This window comes from Ammoniphilus sp. YIM 78166 (genome assembly GCF_004522215.1).
Taxonomy (GTDB): Bacteria; Bacillota; Bacilli; order Aneurinibacillales; family RAOX-1; genus YIM-78166.
Map to the genome: position 1 here is coordinate 757384 of NZ_SDLR01000004.1, position 21343 is coordinate 778726.

Below are 21343 nucleotides of genomic sequence, written 5' to 3' on the forward strand. Positions count from 1 at the left end.
AATGTTAAGAACAGTAGTTTTGTTAGCTGTAGGGACAGCACTTGGCGTGGGGATTGCTCACGCGGCTAGCGGGGGAGATGGAACTGGTGTGGATGCGGTGTTTTCGGAGTCTTCCTTAGCGGGAGGCGGAATGAAGGTTCCCCACAATCAAAGATTCCACTTGTCGACCGATCAGCCATGGGTTTATTCGCAAGGTCACCTGTCGGATCTGATACGCCTGCAATGGACAGCAGACCGAGCGAAACCGGCGATTTCTTGGGCGGATGAAAAAGGATTGGACAAAACGGCAATCGTCTCTCACGCCAAGGCCAATGATCCGAACCAACCGGATCATAACCATATCTCGATTGAAACCACGATGTCTCCTGAGGGTAAACACCCGAACGAGCTGTTCACTCGTCTTGAGATTCCATTCGACCAGGACGTAGCCGAAATTCGAACTCACTCTTCCAATTTCAATGTGATGGACGGCATGCTGAGAGTCGCTGGATCAGAGGGAGTTCATCGCGACCTGCAGTTGGCTAAAGCTGAGACTGGTCATGAGGTTACGCCGCGCTGGACGCTTAGAGCGGACAATGCGGAAGAATCGGGCTCTAATGCGGGATCAAACTTTGGCATCATCCGATACTCGGATGAAGGAGAAGCGCTCGACACTCCGTTTGCGATTAGCCGGCGCGATGGAAACGTAGGGATCGGGAATAGCGACCCTGAGACCAAGTTGGATGTGAATGGGGATAGCGTGCGCATTAGAAAGTCTTTTACTCCGGCCTCTTCGTCCGCTCCTGGACAAGTTGGTCAGATTGTATGGGATCAAGGATATGTTTACGTTTGCGTCGCGCCCAATTCGTGGAAAAGAGCGGAGCTTGTGGCGTGGTAGATGTAGGGTCTCAGTAGGAGGAATCGGGTGCTTACGAAACAGAGTCACTTGCTCCCATACCGGTAATGGTTCCAAGTAGGTGAGAGCACCTTGCTAATTTTTTTAAGGTTTTGTGTGATTTTGACCTGTTTTTTGGAGTGCAATCTAAACTTTGGTTTAGAGTAACCAATATTAAGCTGGTTTATAGTAATTAGGTTTTTCTTTATCACATGGCATGGCCCGGAACCAAATGGCTACTGTTCAATCTCCGGATGCTCACGAAATTTCTGATTTGCTCACGGAAAGGTGGTGGATGCTCACAAATAAAGGCCGTTTGCTCACGTACCTGGTACCATTCCAAATCAAACAGGCCATTTGATCACGAAACCAAGCAATATGCTCCCACATCGGTAAAAATTCCAAGTAGGTGGGGCATCTAGCCAAGTTATAAAGTTTTTTCATTAGTGCTTTCTAACAATTGCTTCTGAGCTCAGTCGATTATCATTCTGCTCAGAAGCAATTGTTGTTTCCGCAGCTTCCTTTTTATCTTAATAAGTCTCAGCCAATAAATCTTTTTTCTCTAAAAGAATGGCTAGCTGTGTGTCACTTTCCCATAGGACGCGTAAGCCTAGGCTCTCGGCGATGAAGCGAAGAGGGACTAGGGTTCTTCCGTTTACGAGCTTGGCTGGAACGTCGAGGGGATGAGGCTGCCCGTTAATATAGGCGACGGAGTTGCCGATGGTTAAGGTAATGGTCTTGTCTCCCTTTACCACTGTTACGAGCTGGGTTTCATGATTGTAGTCGACATCGGCACCTAAGGCTTCAGCTAGGGGGCGGAAAGCCAACAGAGTACGGCCATGTTCAACGATGGGACGAACGTCCATTTTTGGTTCTTCTCCGTTGATGACAGCTTTAACCCCGGTTCTTCCTTGTTTCTGAAGCAGTTCCCCGATGAGTTTATATTCTTTTAAAAGCTCCTCATCGGATGCTTTTTTGTTTAGTTTTTTCACGTAATCTTTTTGAACGTTGAAGGCCTCGTTGTATGCGCCTAATTGAATATAGAGTTCAATGAGTGTTGTGGCTGCTAGCTTTTTTTCTTTACCTTCCAGAATCTTTACTTCTTCTTGCAAAGGTGCCAGTTCTTCTAGTTGAGCTTTCAAGGCGTTCAGGCGGTTTTGGATGGAGCCCATTTTACCTTGCTGAGCTGTTGCAGGAACATCCTGGAGTTTGAATTGCTCATATTTGGCGATGATCTTGTTCAGCTTTTTGATAAACTTGTCCACATTAACGCTGGACGAAACGACGACTTCTGCCTTAGTAGTTGAGGCTGCATTTGTGCTGTTGCCATCGGCTAATGCAGCGTGTGAAAATAGTAAGCTTGCTGCCAAAACGCTAAAAGTTGCTTTTTTCCAGTAGGTCATGTTGGTAGTTCCCCTCTCCAATGGATAAAGTTTTTATTTGGCAGATAAGAATTTTATAAAATATCTAGAAATCTTTATCTGCATAAGTGCAACTAGGCTGCCGCACAACTCACTTGACAAGAATGTCAAGTGGAGTTTCAGCGCCAAAGCTTGGCGCCAGCCAAGTTTTCTTTATTACCTTTACCTTCGAGGGGGAGGATTGATTTTTTGGGGGAGAAAAGGGAATTTGGGACTTTCTGCCCAAAAAAGTGCCAATGGATTACAGTGGCTCACTTCTGATTTTCTGCTAAAATTTTTTAATAGCTTAGTAGATTTAGAGGAGGGAAACAATGTTGAAAAAAGCACTATTTACTTTGATTATTATGATTTCTCTCTTTATTCCGGTAGATCAGCTTGAGGCTGCGCCGAATGCGAATAATATGCTTTATTTATATGGAGAGTCTACGGAAACGTATATCAAGCAGCTTTCCGTCACTAAAAATCTGGCAGGCACTCTGGTGCCGGGATATTTTGATATTGATGCCGACGGCAACTTAATTGATCATGTGGATCCTGCGTTTGTTCAGTATGCCCATGATCATGGATATAAAATTACGCCCTTTATTAGTAATCATTGGGACTATGAATTAGGGCAGACTGCCATGGAGAAGCGGGTGAAGCTGGCTCATCAGTTAGCGGATGCGGTGCTGCACCATAATGTGGATGGGGTCGATTTTGACATTGAAAACTTGCGAGAGCATAACCGAGATGAACAAACGGAGTTTCTGCAGATTTTAGTGGACAGGCTTCGACCGCATAACAAGACCGTCTCCATAGCCATGGCCCCGATTTCCTCGGATACAGCGAAGGGTTGGTTTGGCTCTTATGATCTCGAAGCCATTGGGAAGCTAGTTGATAAAGTATTTATTATGGCGTACGAGCAGCATTGGATAGGCGGACCGTCTGGACCGCAGGCGGGATTGGGTTGGACGGAAGCGACGGTACGCTATCTTTCTACTCACATTCCGAAGGAGAAGCTGGTGCTGGGCATTCCGTTTTTTGGTCGATACTGGACAGAGGATGTAAAGGGTCTGCCTTTTACTTTTGCCCAAGCAGAAGATGTGATTAAGCAGAATGGGGCTCAGTTAGAATGGGATGAAGAGTACCAGACGACCTTTGCCCGCTTTGTTAGCCAAGATACAGGGAAGGAATACGAGATTTGGATCGATAATGCTGAAAGTTTGATAAAAAAGGTTGCGCTTGTTCAGGAATATGGCTTGAGCGGTTGGGGTGGCTGGAGACTTGGACAGGAAGATCCTTTGTTTTGGGATAGGATTGTTGGAGATAGGATAGCAGCGGAAGCGAAGAAGCATGTAGGATCACCCATCACTCACGGCTCTGCTCCTTTTGTCTCCCAGGTGTTTGGCCAGATTGGATTAGATGTTCCAGGTCGATTGAAGGAATTATATGAGCTCGGAGTTCCGGTCGAAGAACAAGAGCAGCTTCAGCCGGGAGATGTTGTATTTTTTGGAACGAATATAGAGAAGCTTACGGCAACGGGAATTTATACGGGGGATGGAAGCTTTGTCGTCGCTTATAAACCTTATGGGACGATTCAGGAAATCCGTTTATCGTCAAATGAAGCAGCGAAGTATTATGTAGGTGCCAAAAGGGTGCCTGTCACTCCCCGAAATTAGTCGATCTATGTCGATGATGATAACCACAACAGATGAAGGTGCCTCAAATGCAAGTCTCTTGAGGCACCTTCTTTTGTTTGTCTTTCAATACTCATGACTTCAATATTCTATATCTTAATATCCATGACTCTTGAGTACGCCCATCGCGTGATCATACTGTTCCTGTTTCACTAACAGCTGCTCTTGAGAGGCTTTTACTTCCAGACCAGATTCCTGTAAGATTTCGAATACACGATCCCTACGAAACGAATTCGTGTCTATGTACAGGATGCACCAGCCTTTTGAGGAATCGCCATACCATTTTCGCATTAAGCGTTTGAGAATGTTCAACCCAATTGCTCCTTTCCTTTTGCCTGTTTCCATTCTTTGAATAGATATCCATTCGTAAACACAAATGGTTTTTTGGAAAAGGTGACCACAAATTTTTAAACATTTGAACATGGTGGGTTCAAATTCCACGTTTATAATGGTGCCTGTCACTCCCCGGAATTGCTCGAAATATGTCGCTAAACCGGAAAGGATGAATGGGATGAGAGAAAAACTGGATTCGAAGCTGTTGCTTGATATGATGCTTGAGATTCGTGAGAAAAGTAAAGGCAACCAATCAATAGAAGGTAAGCATGTAATCCGTGAATTTGTACAGCGGCTGCAGCCATTTTATGGGGCAGGTGCAAGCTTAACCTCCTGGAAAAAGGGATCCCAAGACGTGTATGGTCCATGATTTGGTCCATGATGGTTCATGATACGGTCCATGCGTATAGACCAAGATATGATACATTATATGACCCGTAACTTGGTCCCGGACTCGGCCCGTGATATGGCCCATGATATGGCGATCAGCTCCATGGCATGCTCCATGGTCTGCTCCATAAAAGAGGCACCTGGTAATGAAATGGTAACAAAATGTTAAATGAATGATCTTAGTTTAAAAAAAGAATGGTTACATTTTCGGGGTAAGATGATTCTTGTAAGAACAAATCAACTACCGAAGGGAGCAAGGAGATATGAAACGTAAATGGACTTTAATGGGGATGATTGCTGTTCTTGTACTAGGGAGTTTAGTTGCATGTTCATCACAGGAAACGGAGCCTATGTATGACCCTCAACAACAACAGGATCAAGGGGTAAGCACGGAACCACAACCAATGGATGAACCGCCAGCAGAAGATCCGATGGAAGCTGTTCCTTCCACTGGTGGTATTGGATCAGAAACTGAAACGGAAGAGCCTGCTGCTCCAGTGCTAGGAGGAGACCAGGGCACAACGGAAATGGCTCCGGAGGCACCAACTGAGGGAGAAGAAGACCCAACAAACACTCAGGGACAATAATCTATATCATACACGAACCATCACCTACTAAGGTGGTGGTTTATTTTTTTTTCTATCAAAAGCTGAAATTGATCATCGTCCGGTCATAAAAAGGTCATAATTACCCCTTATAATGAGGATTAAATCGTAGTGATAATGACTTGCTTTATGTTACCAGGAAGGAATGCTAAACGTGCTACCATTCATTGATTGTAAAGAATTTAAGCTTACTTACTTTAAACTTGTATATAAAACTGAAGTCCAAACCAAATGGAAGTTAGAAGTCCATCTACCCGGCAAAAGAAAGGGGATTCAGCTCTACCTTACTCGCCCTCCCCATGAGACGGAAAAACAGCTAATTGCATTCATTCAAAGCTGTCAACGTTTAAGCGATCTCATCATGAAGCCTGGCTCCCTTTCGATATAGACAAGCCCCCAGCACAACCACATCATGGGGATTAACCACATTTTGGGGGTATCCCTTTTGAGTAGGCATTGCTATATTAAATAAAACAAACGTGACAATAGTGAAAAAACGAGGTCAGGTGTGTGAATATGTTTCTAAAAACCTTTCTTAAAAAGCGTTCTTCTTATCCCCCTCAAGAAAAAGAGGCAATAAAGGAAAAAGTACGGCTTGCCCAAGAAGGGAATCAGGAAGTACGCAACCTGTTGATTCAGGAGTCTCAAAAGTTTGTATCCCAAGTAACCTCAAAGGTTTGCAAGCGATACATCGTCCCCTCTCGAGATGATGAATTCAGTGTAGGCCTCATCGCCTTTGATGAAGCCATTATGCATTACACAGAGGAGAAGGGAAGCTCCTTTCTTTCTTTTGCCGATTTGGTTATTCGTCGTCGGGTGATTGACTATATTCGTAAGCAAGCAAGGCATGGGAACCAACTTTCATTGGAATACTGGAAAGAAGGGGAAGCAGAAGGCGACCTGTCGCCTATCGACATCAAGGCATCCCTTCAGCACTATGAGTTGGAGCAGGAAGCCATCATGCGCAGAGAGGAAATTCTCCATTACAAGGACAAGCTGAAGGAATTTAATATTGAGCTGTCGGAGCTGCCGAATATTTCTCCTAAACATGCAGACGCTAGGCGAAATGCATTTCACATCGCACGAACCCTAGTGAATAATGCGAAGCTTCGGTTGCTTTTTATCGCTAAAGGCAAGCTTCCCATTAAAGAGCTGTTAAGCTACATTATGGTAAGCCGAAAAACGGTGGAACGAAACCGTGTGTATATAGTAGCTATCGTTCTTCTTTTAATGGAAGATTATCAATTTCTGCAAGGCTATATTGAAGGATTACATGACATGAATGATATCCAAAACAAACACATATCCAACAGCTAGACCCATGTGTGCTCGTTTTGGGTTTTATTTTTACAGGTTGGAACTGCCAGGAAAATGGCTGCAAGAGCTTCATTAAATCGCCAGATATTCGGCACTTTCATCGTTAAAAGAGGGGGAAACCCCTCTTTTTTCTATGGCACGACTCTTGCGATAGTAATAGGCATCAAACAATCGAGGGGGATATGTTTATGAGCCTATTAGAAAAAGACCTTCAATCTAATAAAGTGGCACCTGGTGTTCGCCGTCATTTTCGTGAAGTCGAGCTGTGGAAAGATGTTACCGATGAGCAATGGAATGATTGGTTATGGCAACTAACGAACACGATCCGAACGCTAGAGGACTTGAAAAAAGTCGTGAACCTCACTCCGGAGGAAGAAGAGGGCGTTCGCATCTCCACCCAGACGATTCCCTTAAATATTACTCCCTACTACGCATCCTTAATGAATCCGGATGATCCGCGCTGTCCGATTCGCATGCAATCCGTACCTCTATCAGCCGAGATTCATAAAACCAAATATGACCTAGAGGACCCGCTTCATGAGGATGAAGATTCACCGGTGCCAGGTTTGACTCATCGTTACCCAGATCGTGTGCTTTTCCTCGTCACCAACCAGTGCTCTATGTATTGCCGTTACTGTACTCGTCGTCGATTCTCCGGACAGGTGGGGATGGGCGTTCCCAAAAAACAATTAGATGCGGCCATCGCCTATATTCGTGATACCCCAGAAATTCGAGACGTGCTCATCTCGGGTGGAGACGGGTTACTCATTAATGATACGATTTTAGAATATATATTAAAGAACCTACGGGCCATTCCCCATGTTGAGATTATTCGGATTGGAACTCGTGCACCGGTCGTCTTCCCTCAGCGCATTACCGAAGATCTATGTAATATCTTGAAAAAGTACCATCCAATCTGGCTGAATACCCATTTTAATCATTCCTTGGAAATTACGGAAGAAGCGAAAAAAGCGTGCGATATGCTTTCCTTTGCCGGGGTGCCGATTGGAAACCAAGCCGTCATCCTAGCCGGAATCAATGACAGTGTACCGATTATGAAAAAGCTGATGCATGACCTGGTCAAAACGCGCGTCCGACCTTACTATATCTATCAATGTGACTTGTCCGAGGGCATTGGCCATTTCCGCGCTCCTGTGGCGAAGGGGCTAGAGATCATCGAAGGCTTGCGTGGTCACACCTCTGGCTATGCCGTACCGACCTTTGTTGTGGATGCGCCGGGTGGAGGTGGAAAGATTGCTCTTTCTCCGAACTACCTCATTGCCCAAAGTCCGGATAAAGTGGTTCTGCGTAACTTTGAGGGGGTCATCACCTCCTACCCAGAACCGAAAAATTACGTTCCCGGCCGTGCGGATTCCTATTTTAATGAAGCCTATGGCATCACAGAAAAGCAAGAATCCGTAGGCATCTCAGCGCTATTAAATGATGAAAAGTTCAATCTCGTCCCAGAAGGCTTGCGCCGCATGAACAAGCGGGAAGCTTACAAAGGTGCCGAAGATCATAGCTCTCTCAAGGACCGTCGCGAGAAGCGCGACGAAATGAAGGCAAAGCTAATGAAATCAAAAGCTTCGGGTGAAGCTTAAGGGAAAGGAGCCCGCTATGACAGAGTGCTTATGGTGCGGGGAAACAACCGCACAAGAGACAGAAAAGGATTGTTATTGGATCATGCCGGATGGAAGAAGATCGGTGCAGATCTTGCAGGTACCAGCTCTTGGCTGCCCTTCTTGCGGCTCTTATCTATCCGATGCGACCAATCAAAAGGTGGAAGAACATCTCTATATGTGTGACTTAAGTGCTTACGCGGACGTCTTTAGCTATGAGGATCTATTGAAGGCTCCGGTGAAAAACTTGTGGGGGAGTCTCTCGTCCTTACCGGATTAAATTCCGGATATCTAGAGAAAGAGCTTCAAATGGGGCAATTAGACGGAAATAGTCCGGTTAATTGACAGGTGATTACTCCCTGGACCACGGAAGGAGGTTCATGCCTTGGAAACCATACCCTATGTGAATCGTACGGAAATAGGCAGCGATTTTATTATGGAAATCTATTTGGATTCTGCGAATGCAAGAATCAGAGTAGATGACTACCGAGGGAATGTGAGCAGCATCGCAGCACGCATACGGGAGCTAGCTCAAGAGCACGGAGCGACGAAGGTATTTATCAAGACGCGGGTAGAAGATGTGTCGAATCTCTTAGCCCATGGTTACATGATGGAAGGGATCTTTAAGGCTTATTTCAACGGGAGCGATGCTTATAGCATGGCCTTATATTTCTCAGAAGAACGTAGGACGAGCGAGCATTGGATGGAAGAAGACGATATTCTGCAGGCCGTGCTCAAAATCGAAGATGACAGACCGCTACCGGTCTTGCCTGAAGGATACTCCATTCGAGTAGCAAAACTACAAGATGCCGGTAAGCTAGCTGACCTATACCGAAAGGTATTCCCGGTGTATCCCACACCGATGGACCAAGCGGATTATGTGCAAAAAGTGATGGAAGAGGGTACGGTGTTTGAAGTAATCGAATGGAATGGTGAGATCGTAAGTGCCGCTTCCGCTGAGATCAACCAAACCTATCATAATGCGGAGTTGACCGATTGCGCGACCTTACCGGAGCATCGCAAGCATGGCTTAATGAAGATCTTAATTCATGCCCTCGAACACGAATTGATTCAACGGCAGATCTTTTGCCATTACTCCTTGGCTCGGGCGTTATCCTTCGGAATGAATGCGGTGTTCCGTCATTTAGGGTATACGTATGCGGGGAGACTAACGAAGAACTGCAACATCTTTGATAAGCTAGAAGATATGAACCTATGGGTAAAGCCGATAGGTAGGTAAGGAAAAGGATAGGGACCTCCAAAAAGAGGGCCCTATTGTCGATCTCCTATAGCAAACATACTTCGGATTCTAGCATTTTCCCAAACTCCTCAGCCGAAACCGGTCTGCTGCACAAATAGCCCTGAATTTCCTCGCATTGATGGGCCTGGAGAAACTTTAGCTGTTCAAGAGTCTCTACTCCTTCGCCTACAATTCTCATATTCAGCCCTTTGGCGATTTGGATGATGGAGGTGGTGATGGTGTTGACCTTCGGGTCGTCCAGGTCCTGGATAAAGGAGCGGTCGATCTTCAAGGTATCCATGTTAAATTTCTTTAGATAGGAAAGGGAGGAGTACCCTGTTCCAAAGTCATCGAGAGAGATCTTGACTCCCATCGCTTTTAGCTTTTGAATCGTCTTCTCGATTTCTTCTGGGTTATGTAAGAGACAGCTTTCGGTAATTTCTATCTCAATCTGTTCACTGCTGGTTCCCCATTGCTCTAGACGATTCTTAAATATCGTGACAAAGTCCCGGTGCATAAAGCTCTTTGCTGAAACATTAATGGAGATGGGGACAATAGGAAGGCCTTGATCCCGCCACGCATTGCTCTGGCGGCATGCCGTTTGCATGACCCATTCCCCGATGGAAAAGATAATACCCGTGTCTTCGGCTAAAGGAATAAAATCGGCTGGAGAGATCATACCCCATTGTGCGTGGTTCCACCGAAGGAGGGCTTCGGCTCCAGATATCTTGCCTGTCTTACTATCCACCTTGGGCTGATAGTGTAGATGGAACTCCCCTTTTTGGACGGCCAGGCGAAGCTCTTTTTCGATGGCAAAGGTTTTTTTAGTTTCACTAAAGATGGAAGGGTTATAAATGCGATATTTATTTCTTCCTTCTGCTTTGGCTCGGTGGAGAGCGGCATCTGCGTATTTCATAATGGTTTGGTCATCTTCCCCATCGTCAGGGAAAAAGCTGATGCCGATGCTCGTTTGAATAAAAAGCTCATAGTCATCAATCATATAGGGCTGATCCAGCTTTTGAATAAGCGTCTTGGCCAACTCTACCACTTGATTGCGATCTTGGATACCAGGAGACAGAATGGTAAATTCATCTCCGCCCAAACGGGCAATGAAGTCTTTAGGACCCCTGATTTCTAAAAGGAGACCTGAAAACATTTGAAGGATTTTATCCCCCATAGCATGTCCTAAGATATCATTTACATACTTAAAGCGATCGAGATCAAGATAAAGAACCGCTAGCTTTTCCTTTTTTTCCTTTGCCTGAATCAGCATTTCATTTAATTTTTCCTCAAAAAACCGTCGGTTAGGCAAATTGGTTAAAGGGTCGGTGTAAGCTAAATACTCGTTTAATCCCTCAGCCCTTTTTCTTTCCGTAATATCCCGTCCAACGATGACAAGCCCTTTTCTAGAACCATCCGCATGAAAAACAGGGACTTTAATCACATCAAATGTGCGGTTCTCGCCATGGGGCTGGGGCACTACTTCCTCCACACGGCTCACTTGGCCTTGCTGCCATGTTTGTTCGTCCGATACCATACAATACTGGGCTTCCGCCTGCGCTAGGAGCTCTTGATCGGTTTTCCCTACATAAGCGACATCCTGCAGACGATAAAGGGATAAAGCAAAATCGTTCGCCTTAAGCCACCGACCTTCCGCATCCTTAAAGCAGACAAAGTCGGGCATCACATCGATGAGGGTAGATAAGAGCTGTTCACTTTCCTTGAGTTGCTCTTTTACCTTTTTTTGCTCTGTGATGTCTGTTCGAATGGAAATAAACTGATAAGGTCTGCCTTCATCGTTTAGAAAAGGAACGATAGTAGTCTTCACCCAATAATAGGAGCCATCCTTGGCACGATTCCGCACTTCTCCGTCCCAAACCTTCCCTCTTAGGATGGTCTTCCACATTCCAGCGAAAAAAGTAGGTAGATGATACCCGGAATTTAAGATTCGATGATCTTGGCCAATGAGTTCTTCTTGCGAATATTGGGATATGCGGCAGAAGGCCTGGTTTACTTCTATGATGATTCCTTTTTCGTCGGTAATGGCCACGATCGTGGATTCATTGAGAGCAAACTCGATATCTTTTAGTTTTTTTTCAAAAAACTCACGTTTCTCCAGCATGAGTTCCGTCCTTTCCAAACTGCCCCATGACTGTCGGTTTCTAATCGATCATCTCCGTAGCCTGTTGGCTCAAGCGATCGGTTGAATGGGCAATCTCCGTGGAGGCATAAGCAATTTCTTTTATATTTTTTAAGAAGGATTCCAATTCCAGCTCAATGTTTCGATTTTGCGCTTTGGTTTCAGTCATGGCTTCAAGAATCTCTAAGAAGTATTGCACGGTTTGAGCGGTGTACTGGTTCCCTTCCTCCACAAACTGGTAGATCGAATGAACGGATTGGGACACACTGGTGACCTGGGCCTGGGTTTGCGTTACTAATTCCGTTACGCCAAGGGTAGACTGCTTCGTTTGGTCTGCGAGTTTTCGAATTTCATCAGCCACCACGGCAAATCCTCTGCCATTCTCTCCCGCACGTGCAGCTTCGATGGCGGCGTTCAGGGCAAGAAGGTTCGTCTGGTCTGCGATCGCCTTAATCATGCCCACGATATCAAAGATTTTGGTGGAAATATCTTTTAACTCCGTTGAATCCTGGAGGATCTGGTCCATGCTGATCTGTAAGCCGCTCATGCTTTGTTTTTGTTGGTCGATGAGCTGTTTGCCGTTGAGGGAGCGGTTTTCTGCGGTTATGGCGAGCTCGGTTCCGCGTTTGGCAAACTCGACGACTTTATCGGTTTGATTTGAAAGGTCTTCAATGGAAGCGCTTGTCTCTTGGGAGACAGCGGCGAGTTCTTCCGCGGCTTGCATGACCATTTCTCTCAGTTCGCGCTTGCTCTCTTCTTGTAAGGCTTGGATCCGTTGATGCTCTTGCTCATAAGCCTCTAAAACAAGCTGCTGTTCTAAGTTCAAAAGCTTGCTTGTGACTTGAATGGCATACATTAAATCTATTCTATCAGAAATCTTAGTTTCGAGAAGGTTCATAATCGAAATAAATAAGTCTTGAAAAGCACACATATACCACTTGGTCTGCAGCCCAACTTTCACATGGGCATGAGCAATGCGGATTCGTTTCGCGATAAAAATTTCATCAATATGCCCGCTAAACAGCTCTTTGATATGAACCTCTAGCGTTTTCTTCAGTCTATCAATGGAGCTATGCTCCTCAATAATAGAAAGCAAGTGGGACTGCTGTTGAATATTCGCGTAAAAGTAGGTAACGATTTCTTCGATGTTTTCTATAATGATAGGTTGAATTAGTTTTATAAATTTTAAGTCTTTTTCAGATAGGGAAAGCATACGAATCTGATTAGTTAACTGCTCGTCAGAAACGTCCAGCTTGGAAGATTCATGTTCGCTTTTTTCAATCAGAGAGGATGTGGGTTTCTTAAGAGGCAAAAAGGAAAAAGCCAGCGCAAAGGGACATTTTTTCATGGTATAGTTCTCCTTCTATTGGGTGTTACAGTCGTAATAACTATAGCATAATTTAACACAAGATTTATCAGAAAATGTCGAATAACACCCATTCTATAAGAAGTGGGTGTTGGTTGGCTTTGCGATTATTTTCGGAGGGGATGGTTCTCTTCGTCGGGTTTGGGATCGTGCAAAATTTCCTTATGACAGGAAGGACAGATAGCGGTCAGGCTAGAAAGCCAGCTTCTTTCTTCACAGGAAGGACAGTATAAAGGCCATGCGGGCGGCATAAGTGAGCACCTTCTTTTACGAGAGTTGATTGCATTAATATAGCATGGAAGGGAGGGAATATCGATCAAGCAAAAGACCTAATTGCACAAAGGAAAAACCTAAATTTTTTGCGCAAAAATACTTTGCTCATGCAAATTTTTTGGCTATTTTTAAAAAGGAGATTTAGGACTTTTGCATGGTATAATGATGGCACGAGAATTGCATCTCTAAAATTTGAATATACAGAATTATCTAAGGGGGTTAAGTAGTTGGCAAACGCGAAAAGAGAAATGTCCTTTGGTTTAGCTATTATTCCATTACTAGCCATGATTGCAGGAATGGCCATTACAATCATTGTGTTTGAAGGAAGTCCTCATGTACCGTTAGTTTTCGGTAGCTTGGTGGCAGCTCTCGTAGCTTGGCGTGTGGGATACCGATGGGCTGATATTGAAGAAGGAATGTACCGCGGCATTCGTCTCGTTCTTCCTGCCGTCTTAATCCTCATCACAGTAGGGATGATTATCGGGGCATGGATCGGCGGAGGCATTATTGCTTCCATGACCTATTATGGTTTGAAAATCATGTCTCCTTCGTACTTCTTAGTCGCGATTGCCTTAATTTGCGCCGTTGTGTCGCTTGCAATCGGAAGTTCGTGGTCTACGATGGCAACCATTGGGGTAGCAGGAATGGGGATTGGACTAAGCATGGGCATTCCAGCTCCCATGATTGCAGGCGCAGTCATTTCCGGTGCTTATTTTGGAGATAAGATGTCGCCTTTATCTGATACGACACTCCTTGCCTCTGGGCTTTCCGGAACACAGCTGTTTGATCATATTCGTCATATGCTGTATACCACGATCCCTGGACTATTGATTGCTTTAGGCGTCTTCTGGTATTTAGGCAGACAATTTAATGCGGATACCGTTCCAGCGGAGGAAATGGAAAGCGTGTTATTGACTCTTCAGGAGAGCTTTACGATTTCTCCATGGCTGTTGCTCATTCCGGTCATTGTTATCGTGATGGTAGCACGGAAAGTCCCAGCTTTGCCTGCTTTAATTGTTGGAGTAATTTTAGGTGTATTGGCCCATATCGGTGTGCAAGGTGGGGCAACAGGAGAAGCTCTTAGCACCTTGCAAGGCGGATTTAGCTTCGAGTCCGGTAATGCCATGGTAGACAAGCTGCTGAACCGTGGGGGAATTGACGGAATGATGTATACGGTTTCCCTTATTCTAGTCGCTGCCGTATTCGGTGGCGTGTTGGAGAACACGGGCATGCTAGAAGCCATCGTTCGTAAAATCTTAAGCTTGGTGAGATCAGACGGAGGACTATTGACCTCTACGGTAGGAACCTCCTTCTTAACGAATGTGATGGCAGCGGATCAGTATCTATCTATTGTTGTTCCTTCACGGATGTACGCCAAGGCCTATCAGGATCGAAACCTACACTCGAAAAATCTGTCCCGTGCCTTGGAGGATGGTGGAACCATTACCTCCGTCTTCGTCCCTTGGAATACCTGTGCTTTATTTATAGCGGGTACCCTATCCGTATCGACCCTAGAGTACGCGCCTTATGCGATTTTAAATTATGCAGTTCCAATCATTTCCATTCTATTTGCTTGGCTAGGTTTGACGATTGTCAAGCTTAAACCGTCCGAGAAAAAGAAGGAAGCTAGTTTAGAAGCATAGTTATTTTATGGACCCATCCGGATGCCGGGTGGGTCTTTTGGCGTTGGGGGAAAATCCGAATACTCCTATATTTTCGATCATATGATGAGTTCATACCAAAGAGATTAGGAGAGGTTCTCATGATTATGGTCAAGAACCTGGTGAAGTCGTTTGGGCGTTTGACGGTTCTGCAAGGAGTCAATCTGGAGGTGAAGGAAAAGGAGGTGGTGGTGCTGGTTGGGGCCAGTGGATCAGGGAAAAGTACGCTGCTTCGCTGTCTAAACTTTTTGGAGATTCCCGATGAGGGAGAAGTTTGGCTGAGGGGAGAGCGGATTAACCCGGTGAACACGAACCTAAACAAGGTGCGGGAAGAGGTGGGGATGGTGTTTCAACATTTCAACTTGTTTCCGCACCGCACGGCGCTAGAAAACGTGCTAGAGGGTCCGCTGTATGTGAAGAAGATGCGGATGGAACAGGCCCTACCTAAAGCGTACGAGCTGCTCGGAAAAGTCGGCTTAAAAGAAAAAGCTGATTGCTATCCCGATATGCTTTCCGTAGGGCAGAAGCAGCGGGTCGCGATTGCACGGGCTCTGGCCATGTCGCCTAAGATCATGTTGTTTGATGAACCGACATCGGCGCTTGATCCCGAGTTGGTGGGGGAAGTGCTCCAGGTCATGAAACAGCTGGCTCAGGAAGGAATGACCATGATCGTAGTGACCCATGAAATGGGATTTGCCCGAGAGGTGGCTGACCGGGTGGTGTTCATGGGAGATGGACAGATCTTGGAGGAGGCTCGGCCAGCGCAGTTCTTTTCCCAGCCACAGCATGAGCGAGCCAAGCAATTTCTCAATAGCATTTCTTAAGGGGGGGAATAGTGGAAAGGAATCTAGCCGAAGAGCTGGTTCCTTTTTTAAATACAAATCGTTATGATAAAGCTATACAATATGAGCTCGAGGTGTGGGTCATAAATTGCTTAGTCGAAAGAGTACGGTCTATCTTGTTTTTACCCTTGTTTTAGTGGCTTTATCTGCAGGCATATTCTATATCAATCTATCCAAGAATGCCCCAACTCCACCTCCTCTTGCCATAGGTGGAGTGATGGATCTGCGCGACTGGAACCTCGAGGAACAGGGGATGGTCCCTCTGGATGGTGAATGGACATTTTATTGGAAGCAGCTGGACGAAAGGCAGAAAGCGCGAGTGATCGAAGTTCCTTCGGTTTGGTCCAAGCAAGAGCTTTCCAATCAGGGATACGGGACATATGTTTTACAGGTTAAGCTGGGGCCTGAGGAGGTTGGAACGGTTAAAGCGATCTATATGCCAAGTGTCGCTAGCTCCTATAAGCTCTGGGTAAATGGAGGGCTTCTCGCTTCCAACGGTCACGTGGCGGAGCAAGCGGAAGAGATGCTCCCTAAAAATTATGCTAAAGTGCTGTATTTCACCGTGCCAAGCACAGAGCTGGAAGTGGTCGTTCAGGTCGCGAACTTTGTACAGAGAAAAGGCGGGCTCTGGCAAAGCATCCAGCTGGGTTCCGCAGAGGACGTTACCCTTAGCCGAGATCAGCGCGTTTTTTTCCAATCCTTCGTATCTGGTTCCTTGTTTATTATGGGGATCTATCATTATGCTCTGTTCCTGTTCCGACGACACGACTTGCCTAGCGTGTTCTTAGGCACGATTTGCTTACTGATTGCCATGCGTGGATTGCTCTTAGGGGAAACCCTACTTGTAAGGTTTTTTCCAGTGATCCCTTGGGAGTTGGCGGTCAAACTGGAATATCTAGCGGTCTATACGGGAATACCCTTGGGGGTGGCCTTCGTCCACGCCTTATATCCAGAGGAAGCGAAACGCTTCATTACAAGAGGGATCTTCGCGCTAGGCGGCTTTTTCAGTTTCCTTGTGGTGGTGTTTCCTGCTCGTATTTACACGTATACCCTGCAAATGTATGAGGTCGTGATCGTCTTTTCCTTTATCTATGGAATCTGGGTATGCATGAGAGCCAGTCGCCGAAACCGGGAGGGAGCCCTGATCAGTGGATTGGCTTGGATTGTGGTGTTTGTCGCTGGGATAAATGATATTCTCTATTATAACTATTACATTGATTCCATTGATTTTGCACCGATTGGCATGTTTGCCTTTCTCTTTGCTCAAATGCTCGTTCTCGCTTCACGCTTCGCAAATACATTTCAAAAAGTGGAGAAGCTATCTATTGAGCTAAAGGATCTTAATCATTCCCTAGAGGAAAAGGTAAAGCAGCGAACAAGGGAAATCGAGCAGGTGAATGTCTCGCGTCGGGACCTGGTATCCAATATCTCCCACGAACTGGGAACGCCGATGACATCGATTATGGGGTATGTCAAGGCCATGAAGGACGGGGTGATCGATCCGAATGATCCACGGTATCTCAGTTTAATCTATGACAAGATTTTATACGTCAACCATTTGATTGCTGATCTATTTGAATTGGCCAAGCTCGATGCGAAGCTTTCCTTTTCCTTTGAGATGACTTCTGTCGAGACGCTGTTAAAGCGAGTGGAGAAGCAGTTTGAGATTGAAATGGCGGAAAAAGAGCTGGCGTTTACTGTAAAGGTTAGCGCAGCTGTCGCGACGTGTCTGATTAAGATCGATCGTCAAAGAATGGAGCAGGTGTTTACCAATTTGATGACCAATGCGATGAAACATACACCAACGGGAGGAAGTGTTTGGATCGAAGCAGAGCGGGTGGAAGAGGAGATCTTGTTTTCTGTTACCGATACGGGAAGAGGGGTCGCAGAGGAAAATCTTCCGCATTTATTTGAGAGATTTTATAAAGTGGACTCCTCCCGTCATTCCAAAAACGTAGGAACGGGTCTTGGACTGGCCATCACCAAAGAGATTGTGGAACGGCACGGAGGGCGGATTGATGTTCAAAGTGTGCTGGGGAAGGGGAGTAGGTTTTTCTTTTCTATACCTGTGCAGGAAGGAAAATAGGTGCCTGACGGCACCTTATTTCATTAATTCTTCGTACACTTCGTTATCAAGCTTTTGAGCTTTTTCCTTATCATACGTTTTCTCGTAAACCGGCTCCTGGGTAATCTTAGATCCCCAGAACATGCTGTTGAATACATTGTCCACTTTTACTTCAATCTTCGCAAGTTTAATGGCAATAGCTTCCATTTTTTCTTCTAAGATCTCGCAGGACCCAACGATAGAGTATACGCTCTCAAGTCCAATAAGGGAGAGGGTTACGCGAGGGTTGGCCTTTAGGTTTTCGATAATGCGGGACTGGCTTGCCACAGAGAAACGAAGGGTATTGTCATCCTTCTTCTTGACCCATGAGATCGCAGAAATGCTAGGCGTTTGGGTGTCTGCATCCACGGTAGCCAGGAAAACTAAGGTTTCCCCTTGTAGGTAAGCATCTAAATCGGATAGGGTTGTTGTTTGGTTTTGGGCCATTGTGATATCCTCCTTTAAGAGTATACTGATTATTATACAATCTTTGGCATTCAGATGCTATGTTAGGATGTGTCTAGCGATGAGTAAAGAAATTGAACAAAAGATCATTGGCCAATATCAAAAAGATGAGGGCATGATGATCATGGTGTTTGCCCAATGGTGTGTCAATCATGATCTCGATCCCCAAGAAATTTATAAGAAGGCGTATCCGGAGCAAGGGGCAAATGCTCAATTGGAAAAAATGCTGGAGCTCACCGTTCCAAAGGAAGAAGCAGGAGACATTCCCCACCAAACGGTGCTGAACGTATTGCAGTTGTTTGGGAATGAGGAACTGGCCTTTGTCGTGGCCCAGGAGATCGAACGTATGTAAATTTTTGCCTAAATGGGTCTATAGACAATCTCTTCAATCATAAATAACTAGGGATGGGTTGCTTGATTTGAAGGGAGGAAGGAGATGAAAGAAGGCATCAGAATCAAGCTGAATGGAAAAGAGCTAGAGACGCAGCGCACGGTAAAAGAATCCATGCCTTATGAGATTGAGTTTGTGGTTGGAAAAGAAGGAGTGAATCCACTGCCGGGTAGCAGCACCTTCCCGGGCGTGTGGAAGCTGGCGGATTGGTTACTGATCGAATGAACAAGGACTGTCAGGCGACAGTCCTCTTTTTTCAGCCTACATTTCGAGTACTCCACTTAAACACTCGCTTATGGATGGTGAAACCAAATACTTTATAATACGTAACTAGGGTGCAATAGCCCCGCTCAAAGTCATAGAGCTTCATCTGTTCAGTACTTAGGATTCGCATGGTAACACCACCTTTAGAAATAGATTTAAACGGATAGCTTGTCTATCTCCATTTTACCATTTATCCCCTACATAAAAACATAGAATTTTTCGACAAATTAAGCCAATTTGACGAGATCGAGGGGACTGATTAAAATAACTCTAGTGAAGGGGGAGTTTTCATGGCGGTCCGTAGGATCTCTTTAGCCCTGATGATCTTCTCGTGGGCTATAGGTCTATATTTTATCGAATATTATTTTAAGAGGGTAAGCTTAGTTGTGCAGCTCGATCAATTTTACTGGGTCTCCCCCTTTAAGGGATTATTAGGACTAACCCTTATCGTGAGCTTTTTGACGATTGGACTATATGGAATGCATCAAAGAAAGTTCATCCGCTGGGGAATTGTTTTTACATGGATAGCCGTCCTTTTAATACAAACGAAAATGATCGCCTATAATTTAGCTCTATGTCATTAATTAAAGGAGTTTGTTATGTCAAAGCACGGGATGAAAGCCATCATTCTTGTATTTGTTCTTGTACTTGCCGCTTGCGGCAGCCAAAAGCCCAATGAATTGAATTGGCAAGTAAATGACTTCACTTTTGTGAATCAGGATGAACAGCCAGTTGGGCTTTCGGATTTAAAAGGAAAGGTCTGGCTGGCAAGCTTTATCTTCACCAATTGTACGACAGTTTGTCCGCCAATGACGGCGAATATGTCCTTAATCCAAAGAGACCTACAGGAGCAAGGACTTCAAGCTCAGCTCGTATCGTTTAGTGTCGACCCAGAGGTGGACAAACCTCAAGTCTTAAAGGAATATGCGCAAAAATTTGGAGCGGACTTTAACAACTGGAACTTTTTAACGGGCTATTCGCAGCAAGAGATTGAAGAGTTTGCCAAGGAAAGCTTTAAGACTCCTGTCCAAAAAACCGCCGCATCTGACCAGGTGACCCACGGTACCTCCTTTTTCCTTGTCGATCAAAAGGGAGTGATTGTGAAGAAATATAGCGGCTCTGTCAACACCCCTTATGAAGAAATCGTACAAGATGTTAAAGCTTTGCTAAATTAATGTGGTTTTATGACAGTTTTTGGCGAACGGTTCGTGTGGAAAAACCCCATATCTTGTCCTAAAATGAATTATGGAGAAAAAAGGTAAGGGTGGGGTGTAGAAATGTTTTACTGTCTTCACTGTAATAACATACACAGAACAGAAATAAAGCAAGCAACCATTTTTCGTTCAGGATATACTTTATTGGATAATAAAAAGGTTCCGTTAGGAACCTGTAAGGTGGAGAAGGAGTCAGCTGTCAAGACTCAACGCTTGATGCTTTCTTTTTAAAGGGGGACCGTAGGCACTTGAGGGAGAGCTAGTGCCTACAGCCCGTCCATTTTGGTTCAGGCCATTTTTGCCTTTAGCCTATTCCACAGCCAGGTGAGGAATACCCCTCCGATCAGGCCACCAACCACGTTGAAGTCCCACAGGACAATAAAGATGCTTCCAAAGAGCCAATCTCCGAACCAAGCTCCAGCTAATGACATAATTAATGAGGCCCACCAGCTGCCGAATCCGCTGTTGCTTTCCATCCATTGATCAATTCCCCACCAAGCTAACAAGCTGACGATGACCCATACGAGCCAAAACATCGCTGCATACGTCCTTTCCTAGAATTTTGGAGTATTATATCTCCTGCTTCATTCTATGTAAGCCCGGCCATCGGGGGTTGGACGATTACCCTCTTCAATTGGATTTAATTTCATTTGCGCGACGATTCAAACTTTAGCTATAATGAGGGTACAAAGAGATAAACTTAATGATTCTAGGGAGGGCTGACAATGTACTACACACCTGTTGATATGCAACTTTGGATGACTTACGTGGGTGATCAAGATGAATTCTACTTCCCTTATTTCGAGCACGGTATCGAATCGTTCCTTATGGTGGCTGAACCATCTTTATATAGCATCACATACTAAAAGGCAGCACCAAGAGGTGCTGCCTTTAAATGTTCCTGAGTAGAGTGTGAAAGAGCAATATCCAACCCCATAGTGAAGCCCATAGAGGAATGCTTAACGTAATGCCCCAAAACAAACCGAGCGATAGGTTTCCTTCCCGATGCTCCACACGGTTCACACCCTTTCGAATGTTCTTCATACAGATCACTATTACTTATCATTATATTCTGAAAACGATTGCTTGAGAAGGGGCTTGTATTGTCTTTTTATGAGAAGGTTTGACGAAAAACAGCAGATGCATCT

Annotated in this window: 24 protein-coding genes and 1 pseudogene; 17 read left to right on the top strand and 8 right to left on the bottom strand. The window is 45.2% G+C overall.

Annotated features, from left to right (window positions below):
• The first annotated feature begins 1 nt into the window (after position 1).
• A complete protein-coding gene (locus tag EIZ58_RS20270; RefSeq protein WP_240689276.1) occupies positions 2 to 877 on the top strand; it encodes a hypothetical protein in 876 nt (291 codons plus the stop codon).
• 527 nt (positions 878 to 1404) lie between these two features.
• On the opposite strand, the gene EIZ58_RS20275 is transcribed toward EIZ58_RS20270, so the two are convergent.
• Positions 1405 to 2277: a copper amine oxidase N-terminal domain-containing protein gene (locus EIZ58_RS20275; protein WP_134702677.1), complete on the bottom strand. Its 873-nt coding sequence runs from the start codon at positions 2275 to 2277 to the stop codon at positions 1405 to 1407.
• A gap of 329 nt (positions 2278 to 2606) precedes the next feature.
• Between EIZ58_RS20275 and EIZ58_RS20280 the strand changes: the two genes are divergently transcribed.
• The gene (locus EIZ58_RS20280) at positions 2607 to 3953 is read left to right on the top strand and encodes a glycosyl hydrolase family 18 protein (protein ID WP_134702678.1); all 1347 of its coding nucleotides are present in this window, start codon (positions 2607 to 2609) and stop codon (positions 3951 to 3953) included.
• Between the two features lie 114 nt (positions 3954 to 4067).
• Here EIZ58_RS20280 and EIZ58_RS20285 read toward each other — a convergent pair whose 3' ends face one another.
• Positions 4068 to 4283 (bottom strand): hypothetical protein, encoded by a 216-nt coding sequence (locus tag EIZ58_RS20285; protein WP_134702679.1) that lies wholly within the window; start codon positions 4281 to 4283, stop codon positions 4068 to 4070.
• Positions 4284 to 4482: 199 nt separating this feature from the next.
• Here EIZ58_RS20285 and EIZ58_RS20290 point away from each other — a divergent pair, with 199 nt between their 5' ends.
• The 7 genes from EIZ58_RS20290 to ablB all read left to right on the top strand — a co-directional run bounded on the left by EIZ58_RS20290 (position 4483) and on the right by ablB (position 9475).
• A complete protein-coding gene (locus EIZ58_RS20290) occupies positions 4483 to 4674 on the top strand; it encodes a hypothetical protein (protein WP_134702680.1) in 192 nt (63 codons plus the stop codon).
• 60 nt (positions 4675 to 4734) lie between these two features.
• A complete protein-coding gene (locus EIZ58_RS34890) occupies positions 4735 to 4863 on the top strand; it encodes a hypothetical protein (protein ID WP_255438350.1) in 129 nt (42 codons plus the stop codon).
• A gap of 94 nt (positions 4864 to 4957) precedes the next feature.
• Entirely contained in the window at positions 4958 to 5281 is a 324-nt protein-coding gene (locus tag EIZ58_RS20295) for a hypothetical protein (RefSeq protein WP_134702681.1), read from the top strand.
• A 534-nt stretch (positions 5282 to 5815) separates the two neighbouring features.
• Complete coding sequence (sigI, locus tag EIZ58_RS20300) at positions 5816 to 6616, top strand: RNA polymerase sigma-I factor (RefSeq protein WP_240689278.1); 801 nt, start codon at positions 5816 to 5818, stop codon at positions 6614 to 6616.
• Between the two features lie 188 nt (positions 6617 to 6804).
• Entirely contained in the window at positions 6805 to 8217 is a 1413-nt protein-coding gene (gene kamA, locus EIZ58_RS20305; RefSeq protein ID WP_134702683.1) for a lysine 2,3-aminomutase, read from the top strand.
• Between the two features lie 16 nt (positions 8218 to 8233).
• Complete coding sequence (locus EIZ58_RS20310; protein ID WP_134702684.1) at positions 8234 to 8515, top strand: YokU family protein; 282 nt, start codon at positions 8234 to 8236, stop codon at positions 8513 to 8515.
• A gap of 105 nt (positions 8516 to 8620) precedes the next feature.
• The gene (gene ablB, locus EIZ58_RS20315; RefSeq protein ID WP_240689222.1) at positions 8621 to 9475 is read left to right on the top strand and encodes a putative beta-lysine N-acetyltransferase; all 855 of its coding nucleotides are present in this window, start codon (positions 8621 to 8623) and stop codon (positions 9473 to 9475) included.
• A 46-nt stretch (positions 9476 to 9521) separates the two neighbouring features.
• Here the strand turns inward: ablB and EIZ58_RS20320 are convergent, their stop codons facing one another.
• The 3 genes and pseudogenes from EIZ58_RS20320 to EIZ58_RS35355 form a co-directional block, all read right to left on the bottom strand.
• A complete protein-coding gene (locus tag EIZ58_RS20320; protein ID WP_134702685.1) occupies positions 9522 to 11597 on the bottom strand; it encodes a sensor domain-containing protein in 2076 nt (691 codons plus the stop codon).
• A gap of 40 nt (positions 11598 to 11637) precedes the next feature.
• Positions 11638 to 12345, bottom strand: coding sequence for a methyl-accepting chemotaxis protein (locus EIZ58_RS35350; RefSeq protein WP_483296330.1), 708 nt, complete (start codon positions 12343 to 12345; stop codon positions 11638 to 11640).
• Positions 12346 to 12402: 57 nt separating this feature from the next.
• Positions 12403 to 12963, bottom strand: a pseudogene (locus EIZ58_RS35355) (protoglobin domain-containing protein); the annotation flags it as partial.
• Between the two features lie 539 nt (positions 12964 to 13502).
• Here EIZ58_RS35355 and nhaC point away from each other — a divergent pair.
• From nhaC to EIZ58_RS20340, 3 genes are all read left to right on the top strand, one after another.
• On the top strand, positions 13503 to 14897 hold the full coding sequence (nhaC, locus tag EIZ58_RS20330) for a Na+/H+ antiporter NhaC (protein ID WP_134702929.1): 1395 nt from the start codon (positions 13503 to 13505) through the stop codon (positions 14895 to 14897).
• 119 nt (positions 14898 to 15016) lie between these two features.
• The gene (locus EIZ58_RS20335; protein ID WP_134702687.1) at positions 15017 to 15739 is read left to right on the top strand and encodes an amino acid ABC transporter ATP-binding protein; all 723 of its coding nucleotides are present in this window, start codon (positions 15017 to 15019) and stop codon (positions 15737 to 15739) included.
• 106 nt (positions 15740 to 15845) lie between these two features.
• A complete protein-coding gene (locus tag EIZ58_RS20340; protein ID WP_134702688.1) occupies positions 15846 to 17843 on the top strand; it encodes an ATP-binding protein in 1998 nt (665 codons plus the stop codon).
• A gap of 15 nt (positions 17844 to 17858) precedes the next feature.
• Here the strand turns inward: EIZ58_RS20340 and EIZ58_RS20345 are convergent, their stop codons facing one another.
• Complete coding sequence (locus tag EIZ58_RS20345; protein WP_134702689.1) at positions 17859 to 18308, bottom strand: pyridoxamine 5'-phosphate oxidase family protein; 450 nt, start codon at positions 18306 to 18308, stop codon at positions 17859 to 17861.
• Between the two features lie 79 nt (positions 18309 to 18387).
• Here EIZ58_RS20345 and EIZ58_RS20350 point away from each other — a divergent pair, with 79 nt between their 5' ends.
• Together EIZ58_RS20350 and EIZ58_RS20355 are read left to right on the top strand one after the other, a co-directional pair.
• Positions 18388 to 18678, top strand: a complete 291-nt coding sequence (locus EIZ58_RS20350) for a hypothetical protein (protein ID WP_134702690.1) — start codon at positions 18388 to 18390, stop codon at positions 18676 to 18678.
• 84 nt (positions 18679 to 18762) lie between these two features.
• A complete protein-coding gene (locus tag EIZ58_RS20355) occupies positions 18763 to 18942 on the top strand; it encodes a hypothetical protein (protein WP_134702691.1) in 180 nt (59 codons plus the stop codon).
• A 31-nt stretch (positions 18943 to 18973) separates the two neighbouring features.
• On the opposite strand, the gene EIZ58_RS33595 is transcribed toward EIZ58_RS20355, so the two are convergent.
• Entirely contained in the window at positions 18974 to 19111 is a 138-nt protein-coding gene (locus EIZ58_RS33595) for a hypothetical protein (protein ID WP_167577824.1), read from the bottom strand.
• A 160-nt stretch (positions 19112 to 19271) separates the two neighbouring features.
• Here EIZ58_RS33595 and EIZ58_RS20360 point away from each other — a divergent pair, with 160 nt between their 5' ends.
• Together EIZ58_RS20360 and EIZ58_RS20365 are read left to right on the top strand one after the other, a co-directional pair.
• On the top strand, positions 19272 to 19565 hold the full coding sequence (locus EIZ58_RS20360) for a hypothetical protein (RefSeq protein WP_134702692.1): 294 nt from the start codon (positions 19272 to 19274) through the stop codon (positions 19563 to 19565).
• A gap of 15 nt (positions 19566 to 19580) precedes the next feature.
• Positions 19581 to 20156 (top strand): SCO family protein, encoded by a 576-nt coding sequence (locus EIZ58_RS20365; RefSeq protein ID WP_240689224.1) that lies wholly within the window; start codon positions 19581 to 19583, stop codon positions 20154 to 20156.
• A 326-nt stretch (positions 20157 to 20482) separates the two neighbouring features.
• On the opposite strand, the gene EIZ58_RS20370 is transcribed toward EIZ58_RS20365, so the two are convergent.
• Positions 20483 to 20731, bottom strand: a complete 249-nt coding sequence (locus tag EIZ58_RS20370) for a hypothetical protein (protein ID WP_134702693.1) — start codon at positions 20729 to 20731, stop codon at positions 20483 to 20485.
• A 189-nt stretch (positions 20732 to 20920) separates the two neighbouring features.
• On the opposite strand from EIZ58_RS20370, the gene EIZ58_RS33605 reads away from it, so the two are divergent.
• Positions 20921 to 21061, top strand: a complete 141-nt coding sequence (locus EIZ58_RS33605) for a hypothetical protein (protein ID WP_167577826.1) — start codon at positions 20921 to 20923, stop codon at positions 21059 to 21061.
• The last annotated feature ends 282 nt before the right edge of the window (positions 21062 to 21343 follow it).

Excerpts from the sequence above, each read along its gene's own strand:
- EIZ58_RS33605 (WP_167577826.1), top strand. The coding sequence starts at position 20,921 with ATGTACTACACACCTGTTGATATGCAACTTTGGATGACTTACGTGGGT.
- nhaC (WP_134702929.1), top strand. The coding sequence starts at position 13,503 with ATGTCCTTTGGTTTAGCTATTATTCCATTACTAGCCATGATTGCAGGA.
- EIZ58_RS20290 (WP_134702680.1), top strand. The coding sequence starts at position 4,483 with ATGAGAGAAAAACTGGATTCGAAGCTGTTGCTTGATATGATGCTTGAG.
- EIZ58_RS20350 (WP_134702690.1), top strand. The coding sequence starts at position 18,388 with ATGAGTAAAGAAATTGAACAAAAGATCATTGGCCAATATCAAAAAGAT.
- EIZ58_RS20345 (WP_134702689.1), bottom strand. The coding sequence starts at position 18,308 with ATGGCCCAAAACCAAACAACAACCCTATCCGATTTAGATGCTTACCTA.
- sigI (WP_240689278.1), top strand. The coding sequence starts at position 5,816 with ATGTTTCTAAAAACCTTTCTTAAAAAGCGTTCTTCTTATCCCCCTCAA.
- EIZ58_RS20275 (WP_134702677.1), bottom strand. The coding sequence starts at position 2,277 with ATGACCTACTGGAAAAAAGCAACTTTTAGCGTTTTGGCAGCAAGCTTA.
- kamA (WP_134702683.1), top strand. The coding sequence starts at position 6,805 with ATGAGCCTATTAGAAAAAGACCTTCAATCTAATAAAGTGGCACCTGGT.
- EIZ58_RS20310 (WP_134702684.1), top strand. The coding sequence starts at position 8,234 with ATGACAGAGTGCTTATGGTGCGGGGAAACAACCGCACAAGAGACAGAA.
- EIZ58_RS34890 (WP_255438350.1), top strand. The coding sequence starts at position 4,735 with ATGACCCGTAACTTGGTCCCGGACTCGGCCCGTGATATGGCCCATGAT.
- EIZ58_RS20295 (WP_134702681.1), top strand. The coding sequence starts at position 4,958 with ATGAAACGTAAATGGACTTTAATGGGGATGATTGCTGTTCTTGTACTA.
- EIZ58_RS20355 (WP_134702691.1), top strand. The coding sequence starts at position 18,763 with ATGAAAGAAGGCATCAGAATCAAGCTGAATGGAAAAGAGCTAGAGACG.
- EIZ58_RS20270 (WP_240689276.1), top strand. The coding sequence starts at position 2 with ATGTTAAGAACAGTAGTTTTGTTAGCTGTAGGGACAGCACTTGGCGTG.
- EIZ58_RS20370 (WP_134702693.1), bottom strand. The coding sequence starts at position 20,731 with ATGTTTTGGCTCGTATGGGTCATCGTCAGCTTGTTAGCTTGGTGGGGA.
- EIZ58_RS33595 (WP_167577824.1), bottom strand. The coding sequence starts at position 19,111 with ATGCGAATCCTAAGTACTGAACAGATGAAGCTCTATGACTTTGAGCGG.
- EIZ58_RS20335 (WP_134702687.1), top strand. The coding sequence starts at position 15,017 with ATGATTATGGTCAAGAACCTGGTGAAGTCGTTTGGGCGTTTGACGGTT.
- EIZ58_RS20360 (WP_134702692.1), top strand. The coding sequence starts at position 19,272 with ATGGCGGTCCGTAGGATCTCTTTAGCCCTGATGATCTTCTCGTGGGCT.
- EIZ58_RS20320 (WP_134702685.1), bottom strand. The coding sequence starts at position 11,597 with ATGCTGGAGAAACGTGAGTTTTTTGAAAAAAAACTAAAAGATATCGAG.
- EIZ58_RS20365 (WP_240689224.1), top strand. The coding sequence starts at position 19,581 with ATGTCAAAGCACGGGATGAAAGCCATCATTCTTGTATTTGTTCTTGTA.
- EIZ58_RS20280 (WP_134702678.1), top strand. The coding sequence starts at position 2,607 with ATGTTGAAAAAAGCACTATTTACTTTGATTATTATGATTTCTCTCTTT.
- EIZ58_RS35350 (WP_483296330.1), bottom strand. The coding sequence starts at position 12,345 with ATGGTCATGCAAGCCGCGGAAGAACTCGCCGCTGTCTCCCAAGAGACA.